Consider the following 19942-nt stretch of genomic DNA (forward strand, 5'->3'; position numbering starts at 1 on the left):
CTGGAAGTGCCCATGCCCGCCCCGGCCCACCTTTATCCCGTTCATCTGACCCTGGCCAATGGCCTGCGGGTTTCCCTGCGCCATGCACCGCGCTTAAAGCGTTGCGCGGCGGCGCTGCGGGTGGCTGCCGGTAGCCACGACGTGCCGTTGGCCTGGCCGGGGCTGGCACATTTTCTTGAGCATTTGTTGTTTCTGGGGACCGAGCGCTTTCCTGCAGGCGAAGGGCTGATGGCCTACGTGCAGTGTCACGGTGGACAGGTCAACGCCAGCACTCGCGAACGCACCACAGACTTCTTCTTCGAACTACCGGTGTCGACCTTTGCCAATGGATTGGAGCGACTGGCTGACATGCTGGCGCGTCCGCGCCTGGACCTGGAAGATCAACTGCGCGAGCGCGAAGTGCTGCACGCCGAGTACGTCGCCTGGTCCCAGGATGCCAAGGCACAACAGCAGGTGGCGCTGCTCGAAGGTTTGGCAGCGGATCATCCGCTACGCGGCTTTCACGCGGGCAACCGTGACAGCCTGCCGGTGGAGCGCGAGGAATTTCAAAAAGCACTCAGGGAATTCCACGGACATTGCTATCAAAGCGGGCAGATGACCTTGAGCCTCGCCGGCCCACAGACGCTGGATGAGCTGGAAGCCCTGGCGCAACGCTTCAGCGCGCAACTGATCACTGGCCCCTTGCATCCGCAGGCCTCGCCACCGGCCTTGATGCAAGGCCAGGCTCGGCGTTATCAACACATCGACAGCGGCCACCTGCACCACGTCATCACCTGTGACACGCCCCGTGAAGCCCTGGATTTCCTCTGCACCTGGCTCAATACCTCCGCGCCGGGCGGGCTGCTCGCCGAGTTGAAAACCCGACACCTGGCCAGCGCACTGCAGGCGTCAGTGCTGTATCACTTCGCCGGACAAGCCGTGCTGGACATCGACTTTACGCTCGATAGCGAAGACGAACCGACCACACACATTGAGGCGCTGCTGCACGACTGGCTGAGTTTTTTCGCACACAGCGACTGGACGCCACTGCGCGAAGAGTTCGCCCTGCTGAACGCTCGCCAACAACAGACCCAGGGCGCCCTGGCATTGGCCCGCAACGATCGCGAAGACCTCAGTGAACAGGGCGTCGCTGCGCTCAAGGCCCTGCTTGATTCACTGCATTTGCCGCCCGCCGAACATCGTTGGCAGTTGCCCCCGAACAACCCGTTCCTGCGCCCACCGGTCAAAGAAGAACGCGCCGGCCTGATTCGCGGCCAAACCAGCGCTCACCGAGGCTTGCGCACGTTTGCCCAGGATCGTTCACGGGGGCGAAGGGACGTAACGGCGCTGACCTTCAGCCAGGCCTTGGCGGATGACAGCGATGAGGGCGCGCTGTACCTGCAGTGGCGCTTCGACGCGCCAGCGCCTGCGGGGCTGGAAAACACCTTGCAGCCATTGCGTGAGAACGCGCGCCAGGCGGGCGTCGAATTATCTTTCGAAACCACCGGCCATGATTGGCTGGTGAAGATGACCGGGCTGCACAACCCCATGCCGGCCGTCCTGGAGGCGTTGGCGCAGAGCCTGCATCTGCCGCAAGATGCCGCCCCGCCAGCAACACCCATGATCGCAATCCGAGAACTGCTCAAGGCGCTCCCCACGTGCTGCGCCACCGGCAATGCCGACTCCAGCGAACAACCCGCATCCTGGGCCACTGCACGCTGGCACGGCCTGGGGCTGAATATGCCCGCCGCGTGTGAAACGTTGATAAAGGCCGCCGCCGCTCGTCTGCCTGGGCAACCTGCACACCTCGAACCGGCTCTTCAACACCTCGGCGGTCAACGTGTGTGGCATACGGTTAAAACTGACTCAACCGAAGCCGCCGTGCTGCTGTTTTGCCCGGCGCCCAGCCAGTCCCTGGTCGATGAAGCCTCATGGCGACTGCTTGGGCACGTGCTCCAGGGGCCGTTTTACCAGCGCCTGAGGGTCGAGTTGCAGTTGGGTTACGCCGTATTCAGTGGCATTCGGCAGATCAACGGGCAAACCGGCCTGCTGTTGGGTGTGCAGTCACCCAGCGTTTCGTTGGAAGGTATCGTCGATCACGTGCACACCTTCTTGGAACACCTACCGTTGTTGATCGACGGCAGCGATGACTTGGGCAATCACACCTTGGCACAGCAGTTCTGCGCCGCAACGCTACCGATCACCCAAAGTGCCGAACTGCTTTGGCACGCGTGCCTGGCGGGCCATCCGTCGGATTATCTGTGCCAGCTTCAAGCGTTAATCCAGACCCGAACGCAGGAGGACCTGCAACGAGCAGCCCAACAGCTACAGGACGCGACTGGCGGCTGGCGCTGCATCGCCAACGGCCCACGTGTCGACGAGACCTGGCAACCGGCGAGCTGATCATTGCCAACCCTGCAACAGGCTTTTTCCACCAAGACAGCGCTAACTTGAAAAGAATTGCGTAACATTCCTACGCACACATCTGAACATCTCCGACTGGAGGTGGACTATATGTATTACTTGGTAGTAAACGTCCCATCCCTTCGTAGGAGTAAGAATATGACCTGGTCCAAACCTGCTTACACTGATCTGCGCATCGGCTTCGAAGTCACCATGTACTTCGCCAGCCGCTAAGCCGCTGGGTAATACAACGCCTCGGTTCGCCCGGGGCGTTTTTGTTTTGAGCTTTGCTTGATGGAGCGGCCATGTTTGTCCAGATTCTAGGTTCCGCCGCTGGCGGCGGCTTCCCGCAGTGGAACTGCAACTGCGTGAATTGCGCAGGTTTTCGTGACGGCAGCCTGCGGGCGCAGGCGCGGACCCAGTCATCCATCGCCATTTCCGACGATGGCGTGAACTGGGTACTGTGCAATGCCTCGCCGGATATCCGCGCGCAACTCCAGGGTTTTGCGCCGATGCAGCCCGGCCGCGCACTGCGCGACACCGGCATCAGTGCCATCATCCTGATGGACAGCCAGATCGACCACACCACCGGTTTATTGAGCCTGCGCGAAGGCTGCCCACACCAGGTGTGGTGCACCGATATGGTCCACGAAGACCTGAGCACCGGCTTCCCGCTGTTCACCATGCTCACCCACTGGAACGACGGCCTGGCCTGGAACCGCATCGAGCTGGACGCCAGCTTCACCATCCCGGCCTGTCCCAACCTGCGCTTCACCCCACTGCCACTGCGCAGTGCCGCCCCGCCCTACTCGCCGCACCGCTTCGACCCGCACCCAGGCGATAACATCGGCCTGATCGTCGAAGACCTGCGCACCGGCGGCAAACTGTTCTACGCGCCGGGCCTGGGCAAAGTCGATGCGCCGTTGCTGGAGATCATGGCCGGCAGCGATTGCCTGCTGGTGGATGGCACGATGTGGGACGACGACGAAATGCAGCGCCGTGGCGTCGGTACCCGTACCGGCCGCGAGATGGGCCACCTTGCGCAGAACGGCCCCGGCGGCATGCTCGAAGTACTGGAGCAGTTGCCCGAGCAGCGCAAGGTGCTTATCCACATCAACAACACCAACCCGATCCTCGATGAAGACTCCCCCGAGCGCGCGGAACTGGTGCGGCGTAATGTCGAAGTCGCTTACGACGGCATGAGCATTGAATTGTAGGAGCGGGCTTGCCCGCGAAAAACCCAAGGGCACCGTGCTCATTCAGAACGCCCACGTCATCGTTAACGACCTTCGCGAGCAAGCTCGCTCCTACAGGAGACCTCTTATGACTGATAGACCCATGAACACCGACGAATTTGAAAAAGCCCTCCGGGCCAAAGGCGCCTTCTACCATATTCATCACCCGTACCATGTGGCGATGTATGAAGGCCGTGCCACCCGCGAGCAGATCCAGGGCTGGGTCGCCAACCGTTTTTATTACCAAGTGAATATCCCGCTGAAAGACGCCGCGATCCTGGCCAACTGCCCGGACCGCGAGATCCGCCGCGAGTGGATCCAGCGCCTGCTCGACCACGATGGCGCACCCGGTGAAGACGGCGGCATCGAAGCCTGGTTGCGCTTGGGCCAGGCGGTCGGCCTCGACCCCGACCAGCTGCGCTCCCAGGAACTGGTGCTGCCCGGCGTGCGCTTTGCGGTAGACGCCTACGTGAACTTTGCGCGCCGCGCCAGCTGGCAGGAAGCCGCCAGCAGCTCGCTCACCGAGCTGTTCGCGCCGCAGATCCACCAGTCGCGCCTGGACAGCTGGCCGCAGCACTACCCGTGGATCGATCCCACCGGTTACGAGTATTTCCGCACCCGCCTGGGCCAGGCTCGGCGCGATGTGGAGCATGGGCTGGCAATCACCTTGCAGCACTACACCACCCGTGAAGGCCAGGAGCGCATGCTGGAAATTCTCCAGTTCAAACTCGACATCCTGTGGAGCATGCTGGATGCCATGAGCATGGCCTACGAACTGAAACGCCCGCCGTATCACAGCGTGACCGAGCAGCGGGTCTGGCACAAAGGGATCACCCTATGAGTTTTGATCGCAGCAGAAAACCGACCTGGCGCCAGGGCTACCGCTACCAGTACGAACCCGCGCAAAAAGGCCACGTGTTGCTCTACCCCGAAGGCATGATCAAGCTCAACGACAGCGCCGCGCTGATTGGTGGCTTGATTGACGGTGAGCGCGACGTGGCGGCGATCATTGCCGCGCTCGAAGAACAGTTCCCCGGCGTGCCTGAGTTGGGTGACGACATCGAGCAATTCATGGAGGTCGCCCGTGCTGAGCACTGGATCACCCTTGCCTGAAAAACCAGCCATCGGCCTGCCGCTATGGTTGCTCGCCGAGCTGACCTACCGCTGCCCGTTGCAATGCCCGTATTGCTCCAACCCGCTGGACTTTGCCGAGCAGGGCAAGGAGCTGAGCACCGAACAGTGGATCAAGGTGTTTCGCGAGGCCCGTGAGATGGGCGCCGCGCAATTGGGGTTTTCCGGCGGTGAGCCACTGGTACGCCAGGACCTTGCCGAACTGATCGCCGAGGCGCGCAAGCTGGGGTTCTACACCAACCTGATCACCTCGGGCATCGGCCTCACCGAGCAGAAAATCAGCGACTTCAAGAAAGCCGGCCTGGACCACATCCAGATCAGCTTTCAGGCCAGCGACGAACAGGTGAACAACCTGCTGGCCGGCTCGAAAAAAGCCTTCGCGCAAAAGCTGGAAATGGCCCGCGCAGTGAAGGCACACGGCTACCCGATGGTGCTGAACTTCGTCACCCATCGGCACAATATCGATAAGATCGACCGCATCATCGAGCTGTGCATCGCGCTGGAGGCGGACTTTGTCGAGCTCGCCACCTGCCAGTTCTATGGCTGGGCGCAACTCAATCGCGTGGGTTTATTGCCGACGAAGGAACAGCTGGTGCGCGCCGAACGCATCACCAACGAATACCGCGCCAAGCTCGAAGCCGAAGGCCACCCGTGCAAGCTGATATTCGTCACGCCGGATTACTACGAGGAGCGCCCGAAGGCCTGTATGAACGGCTGGGGCAGTATCTTTCTGACGGTGACGCCAGACGGCACCGCCCTGCCCTGCCACGGCGCCCGACAGATGCCGGTGCAGTTTCCCAATGTGCGCGACCACAGCATGCAGCACATCTGGTACGACTCTTTCGGCTTCAATCGCTTTCGCGGCTACGACTGGATGCCCGAGCCGTGCCGTTCATGCGATGAAAAGGAAAAGGACTTCGGCGGCTGCCGTTGCCAGGCCTTCATGCTCACGGGGGATGCGAGCAATGCCGACCCGGTGTGCAGCAAGTCCGAGCAGCACGGCATCATCCTCAAGGCGCGGGAAGAGGCCGAACATGCCACCCAGACCATCGAGCAACTGGCCTTTCGCAATGAGCGCAATTCACGGCTCATCGCAAAAGGCTGAGGCCATCAGCGTTTGGCGATGATGTACACGGCGTGAATGATGCCCGGGAAGTAACCGCACAAGGTCAGCAGAATATTCAGCCAGAACGCGCCGGCGAAACCCACTTGCAGGAACACACCCAGTGGCGGCAGCAGGATGGCGATGATGATACGAATGATGTCCATGGGTCAGCTCCAGAAAATCGGCTCGTGTGAGCCGTGTAGCTAATCGACCTTGGGCGTTCGTGAGGGTTCAGTGGGATCTGGCACCGGGCCATCCTTTAATGGCCAGACAAAAAAACGCCCCCAGCCGAAAAAATCAGGCTGGAGGCGCCGCGTATACCGCGAGACGGTTCAGGAATGTGGGTTAAACGGCGATGCCCTTGCGGCACTGCAACTGGGCGGTGCGCACCCGGGAAAAAGCGCGAGCCAGGCGCAGGAGCATTTCGTCGATGTTGCTTTTGCTCACCGTAAGCGCCGGGGTGAAGCGCAGGCAGTCAGGTTGGGGGGCGTTGAGGATCAGGCCTTCGTGCAGGGCGGCTTTTACCACTGCATCTGCAGAATCATCCGACAACGTCAGGCCCCACATCAGGCCGTGGCCGCGCAATGGGCCCTGATCGTAGCGGTAGCCCAGCCGGGCAAGGCCTTCGCCCAGGTAAAGGCCGGATTCACGTACGTGTTCCAGGAAGCCATGCTCCAGCACCGTATCGAGCACCGCCAGCCCGGCCGACGCCATCAGCGCGTTGCCATGATGGGTGCCTTCCAACTCACCCACTTCGAAGCAACAGGCGTTGCCGCGCGCCAGCAGGGCTGCCAACGGCACGCCGCCGCCCAGGCCTTTGCCGAGGGTGATGATGTCGGCCCGCACGCCGTACTGCTGTTCGGCAAGCAAGGTGCCGCAACGACCGAGGCCGGTTTGTACCTCATCGAGGATCAGCAGGATCCCCAGTTCGCGGCACAGCCGTTCAACCCCCTTGAGGTAATGTTCCGTCGCGGGGATCACGCCGGCTTCGCTCTGGACCGGCTCCAGCAGGATGGCGACTGTCTGTGCATCGACCGCCGCATGCAGGGCCGGCAGATCGTTGAACGGCACATGGCTGAAGCCGGGCAATTGCGGTTCAAAGCGATTTTCCAGATTGCCGGCCGACGCCGCCAGTGCGGCGAAACTGCGCCCATGGCATCCATTGCTCGCGCTGATAATGCGGTGGGCCCCGCCGCGATGCAGTTGGCCCCACTTGCGCGCCAGCTTGATCGCCGCTTCGCAGGCCTCGGCGCCACTGTTGAGCAGGTAGGCCTGGTCGCTGCCGGTACGATGGCACAGGCGGTCGACAAGATTGAGTTGAGCGCGGTTATGCAGACCCATGCCCGGATTGATCAGGGCCTGGGTCTGCTCGGCGAGGGCTTTGATCAAGACCTGCGGGCTGTGGCCGAGGCTGTTGGCGGCGTTGCCCTGGCTGAAATCCAGGTAGGCACGGTCGTCGCTGTCCCACAGCCAGGAGCCCTGGCCACGTACGAAAACCTGAGGCGGCCTCGCCACGGTGGGCATCAGCGCCTCGCTGGACAGCGTATCGGGTGAAGCCTCCAGAACCAGGTCGTCCAGGCTGGGCACGGGACGACGTATATTGAAGAGATTCACAGCTTTCCCCCGATGGCAACCGGGCCTTGGTCGGTTTCTCCTGCAATCACTGTCTGCGGGTGTGTTGCCTTGCCTATGTAAACGTCATCAACATAAACACTGTTCATTGCCCGATCCGGCCCTGTAAGCCCTGCGAATAGGCGCTAGACTAGGCGCCTCGGGGGCCATCGGCCATTTCGATTTTCCAGCTTTTTCGATAAGTAAGTCTTATGGATTTCAAGCAACTGCGTTATTTCGTCGCGGTGTATGAAGAAGGCCATGTGGGCCGTGCCGCTGAACGCCTGTCGATCTCTCAGCCGGCGCTCTCACAACAGATCCGCCAGTTGGAGCGCAACCTCGATGTGAGCCTGTTCGAACGCAGCAGCAAACGCCTGCTGCCCACCCTGGCCGCCCATACGCTGTACAACCATGCCTTGCCGCTGATCGATGGCATGCAGCAAGCCGTCGAAGCCTTGCGTAACTTCAAGGGCCAGGCCATGCGCACCCTGGCCATCGGTGTGCTGCAAACCGTGCACACCAGCCTGGTCCCGCAAATGCTCGAGCGCGTGCGCAAGGCCCAGCCGCACCTGGTGGTGCAGATCTACGAATTGACCGGGCTTGAGATTGAACGGCGATTGCTTAACGGCTCGCTGGACATCGGCATCAGCTACCTGCCGCCACGCCAGCCGGGGCTGCACGGCGTGTTGCTGTATGAGGATGAGCTGAAGGTGGTCATCCCGGAAGATCATCCGCTGCGCGAATTCAAGAAAGTCTCGCTGAAACAGGCGGCCGAGTTGCCGATGTTGCTGTTGGGGGAGGAGTTTCAAGTCAGGCAGATCTGGCAAGGCCAGCTCGCAAACCTTGGGCGACGGCCCCAGGTTCAGGCGGAGCTCAATACCATGGTGGGGATTCTCGACAGCTTGCCTAACACCCAATTGGCAACGGTGCTGCCGGGGCGCTCTCAGGACGAGCACAACAGCCAAATGCTGCTGTGGAAACCCTTGAGCGAACCGAGGGTGCCGCTGAAAGTCGGGCTGGTCTGCCGCGATGTGCAGCGCCAACAGGCGACGGTGGCACTGTTACGCACGTTGCTGGAAGACGTGATGAATGCGCCGCCAGCCCTGGCGTGAAATTCGGCGCCTGACTTTTTCGCAGGCAAAAGAAAACCCCGCCGAAGCGGGGCTTTGCAGACTGTTTCCCTGACATCCATTTCACTCCGCCATCCTGGCAGAATCCTACGTGTCCGTGTTGTTGCTTTGCGCTTCCTGCGCGACGTCCATGTGAAGTAGATTATCTGTGGATCCAATTTGGCGATAGAGGACGATTAGCAGTACGTCATGTAAGAGAATGCTTACACGCCCTCCTAACCCTTAGAACAGTGCCTCATCCAGCAAAAACAGGGATTCGCTACCAGCTTTTACCGACGCACTCAGCGAGTGAATACGTGGCAACAGACGCGCAAAGTAGAAGCGCGCGGTGCCCAGCTTGCTGGCGTAGAAGTCTTCCTCCGTCTCCTTGCCCCACGCGGCCTTGGCCATACGCGCCCACATATAGGCGTAGGCCATGTAACCAAATGCATGCAAATACTCCACCGAGGCTGCGCCGATCTCGTTCGGGTTGGTCTTGGCGCGATCCAGCACCCAGGCGGTCAACTCGTCCAGGTTATCCACCGCCGCGCTCAGCGGTTGGCTGAACTCAGCCAGTTCAGGCCCCGCCGAGGCGATGAACTGGCGAACCTCGTCGGCGAACAAGGTGTAGAACGCACCGCCGCTGCCGACGATCTTGCGTCCCATCAAGTCCAGTGCCTGAATGCCGTTGGTGCCTTCATAGATCTGGGTGATGCGTACATCACGCACCAGTTGCTCCTGGCCCCATTCGCGAATGTAACCGTGGCCACCAAACACTTGCTGGCCGAGCACGGTGGTTTCCAGGCCCAGATCGCTGAGGAACGCCTTGGCCACCGGCGTCAACAAAGCCACCAGGTTATCGGCCCGCTCGCGGGCAGCGGCATCTTCGCTGAACTTGGCGATGTCCAACTGCGTCGCCACGTAGGTGGAGAACGCGCGACCGCCTTCGTTCGCGGCTTTCATGGTCAACAGCATACGGCGCACATCGGGGTGGACGATGATCGGGTCGGCCACCTTGTCTTTGGCCTGGGCACCGGTCGGCGAACGGCTTTGCAGGCGGTCGCGCGCATATTCAATCGCGTTCTGGTAGGAGCGCTCGCCGGACGCCAGGCCCTGGATACCCACGCCAAGACGCTCGTAGTTCATCATGGTGAACATCGCCGCCAACCCACGGTTAGGCTCGCCCACCAAGTAACCCACGGCTTCGTCGAAGTTCATCACGCAGGTGGCGGACGCCTGGATACCCATCTTGTGTTCGATGGAGCCGCAGCTCACCGGGTTACGCGCGCCCAGGCTGCCGTCGGCGTTGACCATGAACTTCGGCACCAGGAACAGCGAAATCCCCTTGGGACCGGCCGGTGCGTCCGGCAGTTTAGCCAGCACAAGGTGAATGATGTTCTCGGTGAGGTCGTGTTCACCGCCAGTGATAAAGATCTTGGTCCCGCTGATCGTGTAGGAACCGTCTGCCTGCGGCTCGGCCTTGGTGCGGATAATCCCCAGGTCGGTACCGGCGTGTGCTTCCGTCAGGCACATGGAGCCGGCCCACTCACCGGAATACATTTTCGGCAGGTAGGTGGCCTTGAGCTCTTCACTGGCGTGAGTGTTGATCGACACGCAGGCGCCGGAGGTCAGCATCGGGTACAGGCCAAACGCAAGACTCGACGAGTTGATCATCTCTTCAACCTGGGCCGACACCGCCTTGGGCATACCCATGCCGCCAAACACGGGGTCACCGCCTACGCCGACCCAGCCACCTTCAGCGTAGGTTTTGTAGGCCTGTGGATAACCATCCGGAGTAAACACCGCCGTATTATCCCAGCGGCAGCCCTGCTCATCGCCACCGCGGCTGAGCGGGGCGATGGATTTGGCGGTGACCTTGCCGGCTTCTTCGAGGATGGCCTCTACGGTTTCGGCGTCAACGCTGTCTGCCAATGCCGGCAATTGGGCCCAAGTGGTGGCGACCTCAAAGACTTCGTTGAGGACGAAGCGCATATCACGCAGCGGCGCTTTGTAATCAGCCATGGCAAACCTCGTGAGAACGTGAAAAGTGATTCGATAGGATCGGTTTTACAGGCTCCGAGTGTACCCGAACAACTTTTCAGACACATAGGGTCCACTTGTGACTGGCTGGTATTTTTAAGTCATCACAGCGCAAACGACTCCGCAGGCAGACTCATCAGGCATTCGCTGCCCGCTTCCACGGCGGCGCGATGGGTTGCGGTACGTGGCAGCAGGCGCTTGAAGTAGAAGTCGCAGGTGGCCAGCTTGGCCTTGGCGAAGTCAGTGTCATCGTGCGCCAGCGCTGCAATGGCCATCCGCAGCCACAGGTAGGCGAGGATGATGTAACCGCTGTACATCAAGTAATCCACAGCCGCCGCGCCCACTTCATCAGGGTTTTTCATCGCCGCCATACCGACCTGGGTGGTCAGCTCGCCCCACTCCTGATTCAGTTGATTGAGCTGCACCACATAACCCTTGAGCTGCGCATGGTCGGCATTCGCCGCGCAAAACTTATGCACAATCCTGGTAAAGCCGCGCAGCAGCTTGCCCTGGCTGCCCAGTACCTTGCGCCCCAGCAGGTCGAGGGCCTGGATGCCGTTGGTGCCTTCGTAGATCGGCGCAATCCGCGCATCGCGTGCCAGTTGCTCCATGCCCCACTCACGAATGTAGCCATGGCCGCCGAATATCTGCATGCCGTGGTTGGTCACCTCCAGCCCGGTGTCGGTCATAAAGGCTTTGCAGATTGGGGTAAGGAAGGCCAACAGGTCTTCGGCCTCCTGGCGCTGGTCGGCGTCGCTGCTCAGGTGCGCGGTGTCGAGCAACTGCGCCGTGAAATAGGTCAGTGCGCGGTTGCCCTCGTTGAAGGCTTTCATGGTCAGCAGCATACGGCGCACATCGGGGTGCACGATGATCGGGTCGGCGGCTTTCTCCGGGGCCTTGGCACCGGTCAGCGCGCGCATCTGCAGGCGATCGTTGGCGTACTTGATCGCGCCCTGGAAGCTCGCTTCGCCATTGCACAGGCCCTGCATGCCGGTACCCAGGCGGGCGTGGTTCATCATGGTGAACATGCAGTTGAGGCCTTTGTTCGCCTCGCCAATCAAAAAGCCCTTGGCGCCGTCGAAGTTGAGCACGCAGGTGGCCGAGGCCTTGATGCCCATCTTGTGCTCGATGGAGCCGCAGTGCACTGCGTTGCGCTCTGCCGAATCCGTATGGAACTTGGGCACGATAAACAGCGAGATACCTTTGGTGCCCGCCGGCGCATCCGGCAGCTTGGCCAGCACCAGGTGGATGATATTGGCGCTCATGTCGTGCTCACCGGCCGAGATGAAGATCTTGCTGCCGGTGATCGCATAGCTGCCATCCGCCTGGGGCACGGCGCGGGTCTTGATCAGGCCCAGGTCGGTGCCGCAATGGGCTTCGGTCAGGCACATGGTGCCGGTCCATTCGCCTGCGGTGAGTTTGCTCAGGAACGTGGCCTTCTGCTCTTCGGTGCCGTGGGCGTGGATCGCCGACATGGCGCCGTGGGTCAGGCCCGGATACATGCCCCACGAGGTGTTGCTGGAGCCGATCATCTCGCTGAGCACCAGGCCCAACGATTGCGGCAGGCCCTGGCCACCGTAGGCCGGGTCTGCCGCCACACCGTGCCAGCCGCCCTCGACGTACTGGGCGAAGGCTTCCTTGAAGCCCTTGGGCGTGGTCACCACGCCATTGTCGAAATGGCAGCCCTCTTCATCACCACTGCGGTTGAGTGGCGAAAGCACGTTCTCGCAGAATTTCGCGCCTTCTTCCAGGATTGCACTGACCATGTCCGGGCTGGCGTCCGTGGCGCCCAGGGCAGCGTAGTGGCCGTGGAAATCAAACACGTTGTCGATCAGAAAGCGCATGTCGCGCAGGGGAGCTTTGTACTCAGGCATGGCGATGTCTCCGGCAGCAGATCCTTTCAACCTACTGCCGGCCGGCGCCCCGGACAATCATTGTAGAACCGCTGAATACACCGCCATCACTCAACCGGCAGCGCTCTGCGTGCGCACCGCGCCACGGCGGGTCTGCCCGGCCGCAACAACACAGTTACGCCCCGCGCCCTTGGCGGCGTACAGCGCCTGATCGGCGGACTTGAGCACTTCTTCCGCCGTACGCTGGTCGATCTGGCGTTCGGCCACGCCGATGCTGACCGTCACCGACACACTCGACGCGCCGCTGCCCGCCCGGCGTTGACGGCCTTGTTGATCGTCCTGGGGCCGGTCCGAGTTGCGCAGCTTGATGTCGTAGTTGGCGACGATCTCGCGGATTTCCTCCAGGTGCGGCATGCACTCATCCAGGGTCTTGCCGGCAAACACCACGGCGAATTCTTCACCGCCGTAGCGGTAGGCACGCCCACCACCATTGACCTTGGACAGCTTGCTCGCCACCAGGCGCAGCACCTGGTCGCCCACATCGTGACCATGGGTGTCATTGAAGCGCTTGAAGTGATCGACGTCGGTCATCGCCAGCACATAGTTGCGCCCCAGCCGCTGCATGCGTTCGTTCAGGGCACGGCGCCCCGGCAGGCCGGTCAGTTCGTCGCGGAACGCCATTTGATAAGCCTCGTGGGCCACACCGGCGGCGATCATCAGCATGACCTGGCTGCACATGATATTCAGCGTGAACGGCAGGATGAAGGTCTGCGGCAACATCCAGAACATCCCCAGCAAGCCCACCAGTTGCGCTGCATGCAGCGGGCGCGGCTGGTACCAGTACTGCGCCGCCAGGGTGAGGAAGCCGATCAGGAACATCGGGTATGACAGTTGGATCAGGCTCATCCAGGTCCCATGCAGGACGGGCCAGCGGATCTCCGCCAGCCAGTTCAGCAGTGCCTGGGGATAACTTTGCTCCAGGGCCAGCGCCACGCTGCCAATTGCCAGCAGCACCGCACAACGGGCGACGAAGTCGCGGAACAGATGGGTCTTCTCCTGCCACAGCGCGTAGATGCTGAACAGCAGCGGCAATAACAGGCAACACAGGTGAAACACCACGGCCGCGTCTTCGCGCACGCGGCCATTGTCGCGGTAGTAGTCAGTCTGGGTATCGAGCAGGAAATAGGCGATGTACACCGTGATCATCAGGAACAATTCACGCTGACGGCGATACACGGCGCAGTACGAACCGCCCAGCAACAGCACCAGGGTCGGCAACACATTGAACAGTGAAGTGAAGAAGACGCTGAGGTCCTTGACGTACGCAGCCGAGAGCCCGGCCAACAGCAGCAGTAACGAAGGAAGAAAGTGACTGAAACGTAAAGCAGACACGCGTGACAAGGGTAAAACTCCGACCCGCAAAAAGTAGTGGCACTGTGCCTTAATGCAAACAGTTAAGCACAACCTGTCCGTCGTGTATCACATTGCCATCACTGTAACGGCAGCCGGAAGCAATCCCTGAGCGCTGTACTGTGTTTTTTATCCCCCAATGAAAAAACCGCCGCTCCCAAGGGAAGCGACGGTTTCAGATGAATCCGGTAAGGCTTAGTAAGCCAGGCCGAAGTCTTCTTCTTTCATGTCCATCAGGTTATTGGCGCCCGACAGCATGGTGGCCACGTGGGTACGGGTACGCGGCAGGATGCGCTGGAAGTAGAAGCGCGCGGTTTGCAGCTTGGCGGTGTAGAACGCTTCTTCGCTGGTACCGGCAGCCAGTTTTTCGGCCGCCAGGCGTGCCATGTCGGCCCAGAAGTAAGCCAGGCACGCGTAACCGGAGTACATCAGGTAGTCCACCGAGGCAGCACCCACTTCTTCACGGTCCTTCATCGCGGCCATGCCGACCTTCATGGTCAACTCGCCCCACTCTTTGTTCAGTGCAGCCAGCGGCGTCACGAATTCCTTGACCGCTTCGTTGCCTTCGTTGGCCTGGCAGAACTTGTGCACGATCTTGGTGAAGCCCTTGAGCGCTTCGCCCTGGGTCATCAGCACTTTACGGCCGAGCAGGTCCAGCGCCTGGATGCCGGTGGTGCCTTCGTACAGCATGGAGATACGGCTGTCGCGAACGTTCTGCTCCATGCCCCACTCGGCGATAAAGCCGTGGCCGCCATAGATCTGCACGCCGTGGTTGGCGGATTCAAAACCGACTTCGGTCATGAACGCCTTGGCAATCGGGGTCATGAATGCCAGCAGGCCGTCGGCCTGTTTCTTGGCCTCGTCGTCGGTGCCGTACTTGACGATGTCCACTTGCTTGGCAGTGAAGTACACCATCGCACGGTTACCTTCGGCGAAGGCTTTCATGGTCAGCAGCATGCGGCGCACGTCGGGGTGCACGATGATCGGGTCAGCGGCCTTTTCCGGCGCTTTCGGGCCAGTCAGGGAGCGCATTTGCAGGCGATCGCGGGCGTATTTCAGGCCACCCTGGAAGCCGATCTCGGCGTGGGCCAGGCCTTGCAGCGCGGTGCCCAGGCGAGCGGTATTCATAAAGGTGAACATGCAGTTCAGGCCTTTGTTCGCCGGGCCGATCAGGAAACCGGTGGCCGCGTCGAAGTTCATCACGCACGTGGCGTTTCCGTGGATACCCATCTTGTGTTCCAGGGAACCACAGCTCACTGCGTTGCGCGCACCGATCGAACCATCGGCTTCAGGCAGGAATTTCGGCACGATAAACAGCGAGATGCCTTTGGTACCGGCCGGTGCGTCCGGCAGGCGGGCCAGCACGATGTGGACGATGTTGTCGGCCATGTCGTGTTCACCGGCCGAGATGAAGATCTTGGTGCCGGAGACTTTGTAGGAACCGTCGGCCTGAGGCTCGGCCTTGGTGCGCAGCATGCCCAGGTCGGTACCGCAGTGTGGCTCGGTCAGGCACATGGTGCCGGTCCATTCGCCCGACACCAGCTTGGTCAGGTAAGCCTCTTGCTGCTCGGGGGTGCCGTGCTCGGAGATGGTGTTCATCGCGCCATGGGACAGGCCCGGGTACATGCCCCACGACCAGTTGGCTTCGCCGACCATTTCGCTCACGGCCAGGCCCAGGGATTCCGGCAGGCCTTGGCCGCCGTGCTCCACGTCGTGGGCCAGGCTTGGCCAGCCGCCTTCGACGAATTGTTTGTAGGCTTCTTTGAAACCAGCAGGGGTTTTAACGCCAGACTCACTCCAGGTGCACCCTTCGATGTCACCCACGCGGTTCAACGGTGCCAGCACTTGCTCACAAAACTTGGCGCCTTCTTCGAGAATGGCGTCAACCATGTCCGGGGTAGCGTCCTGGCAAGCCGGCAGGCTCTGATAGTGCGCTTCATAGCCGAGCAGTTCGTCACGAACGAAGCGAATATCACGCAAGGGGGCCTTGTAGTCAGGCATAGCGATAAACCTCTGCTGATGTATCTGGAATGAACAACCGCGTGGATGTCTTGTGGCGGTCAAACAGGTGTTTGAAACATACGTTTACGACCTAGGGATGTCAAGCGTCGTCCAGACACCGTTTGTCATGACGCGGGTCAATGCCAGGCACGGCGAGGCCTGCGGCGGGATGCCACAAGGTGTTCAGAAGAAAATGGAGGATTGCGCAAGAGTGACCAGCCCCAGAAAGAAGCCGGTCGTACGCAAGAGGGGTTAAGCGAAGGTGTCGATCAAGGTGCCAAGCATTTCGTCCGAAGCCTTGGCGACCTTGGCGCCCAACTCCACTTGAAACTTGCCTTGGGCCATTTCGACCATATTGCTCGCCGAATTCGTCGGCTGGGCGCGGTCATTGGCTTGCAGCCGGTCGCTCTGTGCGTCCGACGGCTGAGTGGTCGCGGTGCTGGCAATTCTGCCGGCGGCCTGGTCGACACGGCTCTGCCCGGCCTGAATAGTGCTCAGCCCCGAGTAAAACGCGCTGCTGCCAGAGATTTCCATGGCTTTAACCTGCCTTTAGAGAATCGTGAAATTGAATTGAAGCAGACATCCTGGCAAAAAGCCCGTCAAAAACACTAATGGCATAATGCCTTGCCGATAGCCAGAATCAGTCAAGCAGGTCCAGTTGCAGGTGCTCAGCCACCGCTTCGGCGCTGGCTTGCTTGAGCTTGGGCACTCGGCCCAGGCACGGCGCGGGCAAGCGTTCGGCCAGGGTCGCGAGGTTTTCTTCCAGACGAGAGGTCTTGGGGTCGATGATATTCGCCACCCAACCGACCAAGGGCAAACCGTCCCGTGCGATGGCTTCGGCGGTGAGCAAGGCATGGCTGATGCAACCCAGGCGCACGCCCACCACCAGGATCACCGGCAGTTGCAGCGCTATGGCCAGGTCCGACAGGTTGTCCTGGTCGGCCAGCGGTACGCGCCAGCCGCCTGCGCCTTCGATAAGGGTGAAATCCGCTTGTCGCGCCAGGATCTGCTGCATGGGTTTCAACAACGACTGCACCGTCAGCGCGACGCCGGCCTCCCGCGCAGCCAGGTGCGGGGCGATGGCGGGTTCGAACGCCACCGGGTTGACCTCGGCATAACTCAACGGCAGTGAACACTCGGCCAGCAACGCCAGGGCATCGGCGTTGCGCAAGCCCTTGGGCGTAACTGCGCAACCGGAAGCCACGGGTTTTCCAGCCGCGGTGCTTTTGCCGGCAAGCCGCGCGGCGTGCAACAGGCCTGCGGCGATGGTGGTCTTGCCGACATCCGTATCGGTGCCGGTGATGAAATAAGCGGCGCTCATAGGGGCTTCTCCAGGACGGCGTACACCACTTGATAAGTGGCCGGCAGTCCCTCGGCCTGACGGAACTGCTCGTAGGCGTCTACCAGTGCAGCAATCCGCGCACGGCCCGTCAACCCTCCCGGGCGGCCCGGATTGAGATTGTGCGCCCCCAGCGCCTTGAGTTCATGGGTCAGGCTGCGCACATCCGAGTAATGCAGCACATGGGGACGCCGCTCCAGGCTGAGCACGCGCAAACCACTTGCCGCGCACAACTGCTGGTACGCCTCGAAGGTGCGAAATCGGTTGACGTGCACCAGGCCATCCGCCGCCCGCCAGCTTTCGCGCAGCTCATCCAGCGTCCCGACGCACAAACTGGCGAACGCCAGCACGCCACCCGGTTGCAGCACGCGATAGACCTCGCTGAGCACCGCCTCGAAGTTCGCACACCATTGCACCGCCAGGCTGGAGAAGATCAGCCCGCAGCTGCCATCCTTCAAAGGCAGACGCTCGGCATCGCCCGCGATGAAATACTCAGCACCGCCCAAAGGCCGTGCGTGATCGAGCATGCCTTCGGCAATATCCAGCGCCACACCTTGGCTCGCTGGCAACAACTCACCCAGCACGCGGCTGAAATAACCCGTACCGCAGCCCATATCCAGCCAACGTCGTGGCGCACACGCTGATGGCAGACGGGACAGCAGCTCATGCCCCACCGCTCGCTGCAACTCGGCGACACTGTCGTAACTGGCCGCCGCACGGGAAAACGATGCCGCCACCTGGCGCTTGTCCGGCAAGGCGCCCGGCAGTGGGGGAAGGGATAAATCAGTCATCAACGCACTCATGCAAAAAAGCCTGGATGGCCCCCGCTACACCGTGGGGGTCTTCCAGAAGAAAAGCGTGACCAGCCTGTTCAATCAGGCCGATTTCCACATCAGGCAGCAGCGCCAGCAGGTCGCTGGCGGCTTCGGCGGGCACCAATCCGTCCATGCCGGCGAACAGATGCAACTGTGGGCCACGATAGGCCAGCAAGGCGTCGCGGGTATCCAGCTGGGCCAGCAGTTCCAGTCCGGGCATCAACACACTGGACGCTGAATTCGGCGCGCCACTGACCAGCAGGCGCGACAGCCCGCGCGGGTCTTCGGCGCCTTTGGCGCACAACAGGCCGAAGCGCTTGAGGGTGACTTGGGAATCGGCATGACAACCGGCCAGGAACGCATCGAAGGTCTCGGCGGGCATCGCATTCGGCCAGCCTTCGTGGGCGACAAAACACGGGTTGCTCGCCAGGGTCAGCAAACCGCAGCAACGCTCGCCGCGCCGCGCCGCCAGTTCGGCAGCGAGCATGCCGCCCAAGGACCAACCGCCGAGCCAGGCGTTGTCAGGCAGGGTGGCGTCGAGTTCGTCGAGCCATTCATCGAGGTCGCTGGAATCGAGCGCCGGCAACGGCTCGATCTGCACCTGCAGGTGTTCGTCCAGGCCACGCAAGGCGGCGGCCAATGGCTCCAGCGGCGATACGCCGAGGCCCCAGCCGGGCAGCAAGATCAGTCGATCACGCATGGTCGGGCTCCGTGGCACCAGACAAGCGGAAACACTCTTCCAATGCGTTTAACAATAGCTGTACCTGCGCTTCGCTGTGGGCGGCCGTCAGTGTCACGCGCAAACGCGCGCTGCCGGCAGGTACGGTGGGCGGGCGGATCGCGGTGACCATCAGGCCGCGCTCACGCAGCAGCTGCGACAGGCGCATGGCTTTGGCACTGTCGCCGATCAGAATCGGCTGGATCGGTGTAAAGCTGTCCATCAAGTCCAGGCCAAGCTGCTCGGCGCCCTGGCGGAACTGACGAATCAAGCGGTCGAGGTGCTCGCGCCGCCAATGCTCGGTGCGTAGCAGCTCCAGGCTTTTCAGAGTGGCGCAGGCCAGCGCCGGCGGTTGGCTGGTGGTGTAGATATACGGCCGGGCAAACTGGATCAGGCTTTCGATCAAATCCTCACTGCCCGCGACAAACGCCCCGGCCGTGCCGAACGCTTTGCCCAGGGTGCCCACGAGTACCGGCACGTCGTCCTGACTCAAGCCGAAATGCTCGACGATCCCGCCGCCATTAGCGCCGAGCGGGCCAAAGCCGTGGGCATCATCCACCATCAACCAGGCGCCTTTGGCCTTGGCTGCACGGGCCAATGCCGGCAGGTCGGCCAAGTCGCCGTCCATGCTGAACACACCATCGGTGACCACCAGCGTATTGCCGATGGCTTTCTCCAGGCGCTTGGCCAGGCTGGTCGCGTCGTTGTGCAGGTAGCGATTGAAGCGCGCACCGGAGAGCAAACCGGCATCCAGCAGCGAGGCATGGTTGAGACGATCTTCCAGCACCGTATCGCCCTGTCCCACCAACGCCGTGACCGCACCGAGGTTGGCCATATAGCCGGTGGTAAACAACAGCGCCCGCGGGCGGCCGGTGAGGTCGGCCAGCGCCTCTTCCAGTTCATGGTGCGGCGTGGCGTGGCCCACCACCAAGTGCGAGGCACCGCCGCCCACGCCCCAGCGGGACGCCCCGGCGCGCCAGGCCTCGATCACTTGCGGGTGATTGGCCAGGCCTAGGTAATCGTTATTACAGAATGCCAGGAGGGGTTGACCGTCAACCACCACTTCCGGGCCTTGAGGGCTCTGGAGCAGCGGGCGTTGACGGTAAAGGTGTTCGGCACGGCGGGCAGCGAGGCGCGCGGAAAGATCAAAAGACATGCAGGCCTCGGGGTGGCAGGTGCAACTCGGTCAAAAC

Annotated in this window: 18 protein-coding genes; 7 read left to right on the top strand and 11 right to left on the bottom strand. The window is 61.6% G+C overall.

The genetic code is table 11. The features are described from left to right. The first annotated feature begins 12 nt into the window (after positions 1-12). The 6 genes from pqqF (at position 13) to pqqE (ending at position 5853) form a co-directional block, all read left to right on the top strand. A complete protein-coding gene (gene pqqF / locus ACHPFG_RS28750) occupies positions 13-2382 on the top strand; it encodes a pyrroloquinoline quinone biosynthesis protein PqqF (RefSeq protein ID WP_431701078.1) in 2370 nt (789 codons plus the stop codon). Between the two features lie 159 nt (positions 2383-2541). After that, complete coding sequence (gene pqqA, locus ACHPFG_RS28755; protein WP_003194766.1) at positions 2542-2616, top strand: pyrroloquinoline quinone precursor peptide PqqA; 75 nt, start codon at positions 2542-2544, stop codon at positions 2614-2616. Between the two features lie 71 nt (positions 2617-2687). Continuing rightward, positions 2688-3599, top strand: coding sequence for a pyrroloquinoline quinone biosynthesis protein PqqB (gene pqqB / locus ACHPFG_RS28760; RefSeq protein WP_431701079.1), 912 nt, complete (start codon positions 2688-2690; stop codon positions 3597-3599). 106 nt (positions 3600-3705) lie between these two features. Then, a complete protein-coding gene (gene pqqC, locus ACHPFG_RS28765) occupies positions 3706-4458 on the top strand; it encodes a pyrroloquinoline-quinone synthase PqqC (protein WP_131699111.1) in 753 nt (250 codons plus the stop codon). Next, entirely contained in the window at positions 4455-4730 is a 276-nt protein-coding gene (gene pqqD / locus ACHPFG_RS28770) for a pyrroloquinoline quinone biosynthesis peptide chaperone PqqD (protein ID WP_027605935.1), read from the top strand. Before pqqC ends, pqqD begins: the two co-directional genes overlap by 4 nt. Further along, complete coding sequence (gene pqqE / locus ACHPFG_RS28775) at positions 4723-5853, top strand: pyrroloquinoline quinone biosynthesis protein PqqE (RefSeq protein WP_065938222.1); 1131 nt, start codon at positions 4723-4725, stop codon at positions 5851-5853. The genes pqqD and pqqE overlap by 8 nt, the downstream gene beginning before the upstream one ends. A 5-nt stretch (positions 5854-5858) precedes the next feature. Here the strand turns inward: pqqE and ACHPFG_RS28780 are convergent, their stop codons facing one another. Next, positions 5859-6017, bottom strand: coding sequence for a YqaE/Pmp3 family membrane protein (locus ACHPFG_RS28780; RefSeq protein ID WP_010207008.1), 159 nt, complete (start codon positions 6015-6017; stop codon positions 5859-5861). Positions 6018-6198: 181 nt separating this feature from the next. Continuing rightward, entirely contained in the window at positions 6199-7467 is a 1269-nt protein-coding gene (locus tag ACHPFG_RS28785; protein ID WP_431701080.1) for an aspartate aminotransferase family protein, read from the bottom strand. A gap of 209 nt (positions 7468-7676) precedes the next feature. On the opposite strand from ACHPFG_RS28785, the gene ACHPFG_RS28790 reads away from it, so the two are divergent. Beyond that, positions 7677-8576 carry a LysR family transcriptional regulator gene (locus ACHPFG_RS28790; RefSeq protein ID WP_431701081.1) on the top strand — a complete coding sequence of 300 codons (900 nt, stop codon included), beginning with the start codon at positions 7677-7679 and terminating at the stop codon, positions 8574-8576. Positions 8577-8816: 240 nt separating this feature from the next. On the opposite strand, the gene ACHPFG_RS28795 is transcribed toward ACHPFG_RS28790, so the two are convergent. From ACHPFG_RS28795 to bioF, 9 genes are all read right to left on the bottom strand, one after another. Continuing rightward, positions 8817-10595, bottom strand: coding sequence for an acyl-CoA dehydrogenase C-terminal domain-containing protein (locus tag ACHPFG_RS28795; protein ID WP_431701082.1), 1779 nt, complete (start codon positions 10593-10595; stop codon positions 8817-8819). A 122-nt stretch (positions 10596-10717) separates the two neighbouring features. Then, positions 10718-12487, bottom strand: coding sequence for an acyl-CoA dehydrogenase C-terminal domain-containing protein (locus tag ACHPFG_RS28800; RefSeq protein ID WP_145336846.1), 1770 nt, complete (start codon positions 12485-12487; stop codon positions 10718-10720). A 90-nt stretch (positions 12488-12577) separates the two neighbouring features. After that, a complete protein-coding gene (locus ACHPFG_RS28805; RefSeq protein ID WP_431701083.1) occupies positions 12578-13867 on the bottom strand; it encodes a diguanylate cyclase in 1290 nt (429 codons plus the stop codon). Between the two features lie 204 nt (positions 13868-14071). Continuing rightward, complete coding sequence (locus ACHPFG_RS28810; protein WP_131699104.1) at positions 14072-15877, bottom strand: phenylacyl-CoA dehydrogenase; 1806 nt, start codon at positions 15875-15877, stop codon at positions 14072-14074. 252 nt (positions 15878-16129) lie between these two features. Then, positions 16130-16411, bottom strand: coding sequence for a hypothetical protein (locus tag ACHPFG_RS28815; protein ID WP_053131056.1), 282 nt, complete (start codon positions 16409-16411; stop codon positions 16130-16132). Between the two features lie 106 nt (positions 16412-16517). Next, entirely contained in the window at positions 16518-17198 is a 681-nt protein-coding gene (bioD, locus tag ACHPFG_RS28820; RefSeq protein WP_431701084.1) for a dethiobiotin synthase, read from the bottom strand. Beyond that, the gene (gene bioC / locus ACHPFG_RS28825; protein WP_431701085.1) at positions 17195-18007 is read right to left on the bottom strand and encodes a malonyl-ACP O-methyltransferase BioC; all 813 of its coding nucleotides are present in this window, start codon (positions 18005-18007) and stop codon (positions 17195-17197) included. The genes bioD and bioC overlap by 4 nt, the downstream gene beginning before the upstream one ends. Next, entirely contained in the window at positions 18000-18731 is a 732-nt protein-coding gene (locus ACHPFG_RS28830) for an alpha/beta fold hydrolase (protein WP_431701086.1), read from the bottom strand. Before ACHPFG_RS28830 ends, bioC begins: the two co-directional genes overlap by 8 nt. Further along, a complete protein-coding gene (gene bioF / locus ACHPFG_RS28835) occupies positions 18724-19905 on the bottom strand; it encodes an 8-amino-7-oxononanoate synthase (RefSeq protein ID WP_131699100.1) in 1182 nt (393 codons plus the stop codon). The genes ACHPFG_RS28830 and bioF overlap by 8 nt, the downstream gene beginning before the upstream one ends. Positions 19906-19942 lie beyond the last annotated feature (37 nt).

The organism is Pseudomonas sp. BR20 (genome assembly GCF_050780135.1).
Lineage (GTDB): Bacteria > Pseudomonadota > Gammaproteobacteria > Pseudomonadales > Pseudomonadaceae > Aquipseudomonas.

Bases quoted from the DNA above. Each gene is read 5' to 3' on its own strand.
- pqqF (WP_431701078.1), top strand. From the start codon at position 13: ATGCCCGCCCCGGCCCACCTTTATCCCGTTCATCTGACCCTGGCCAAT.
- pqqB (WP_431701079.1), top strand. From the start codon at position 2,688: ATGTTTGTCCAGATTCTAGGTTCCGCCGCTGGCGGCGGCTTCCCGCAG.
- pqqC (WP_131699111.1), top strand. From the start codon at position 3,706: ATGACTGATAGACCCATGAACACCGACGAATTTGAAAAAGCCCTCCGG.
- pqqD (WP_027605935.1), top strand. From the start codon at position 4,455: ATGAGTTTTGATCGCAGCAGAAAACCGACCTGGCGCCAGGGCTACCGC.
- ACHPFG_RS28780 (WP_010207008.1), bottom strand. From the start codon at position 6,017: ATGGACATCATTCGTATCATCATCGCCATCCTGCTGCCGCCACTGGGT.
- ACHPFG_RS28790 (WP_431701081.1), top strand. From the start codon at position 7,677: ATGGATTTCAAGCAACTGCGTTATTTCGTCGCGGTGTATGAAGAAGGC.
- ACHPFG_RS28795 (WP_431701082.1), bottom strand. From the start codon at position 10,595: ATGGCTGATTACAAAGCGCCGCTGCGTGATATGCGCTTCGTCCTCAAC.
- ACHPFG_RS28800 (WP_145336846.1), bottom strand. From the start codon at position 12,487: ATGCCTGAGTACAAAGCTCCCCTGCGCGACATGCGCTTTCTGATCGAC.
- ACHPFG_RS28810 (WP_131699104.1), bottom strand. From the start codon at position 15,877: ATGCCTGACTACAAGGCCCCCTTGCGTGATATTCGCTTCGTTCGTGAC.
- ACHPFG_RS28815 (WP_053131056.1), bottom strand. From the start codon at position 16,411: ATGGAAATCTCTGGCAGCAGCGCGTTTTACTCGGGGCTGAGCACTATT.
- bioD (WP_431701084.1), bottom strand. From the start codon at position 17,198: ATGAGCGCCGCTTATTTCATCACCGGCACCGATACGGATGTCGGCAAG.
- bioC (WP_431701085.1), bottom strand. From the start codon at position 18,007: ATGACTGATTTATCCCTTCCCCCACTGCCGGGCGCCTTGCCGGACAAG.
- ACHPFG_RS28830 (WP_431701086.1), bottom strand. From the start codon at position 18,731: ATGCGTGATCGACTGATCTTGCTGCCCGGCTGGGGCCTCGGCGTATCG.
- bioF (WP_131699100.1), bottom strand. From the start codon at position 19,905: ATGTCTTTTGATCTTTCCGCGCGCCTCGCTGCCCGCCGTGCCGAACAC.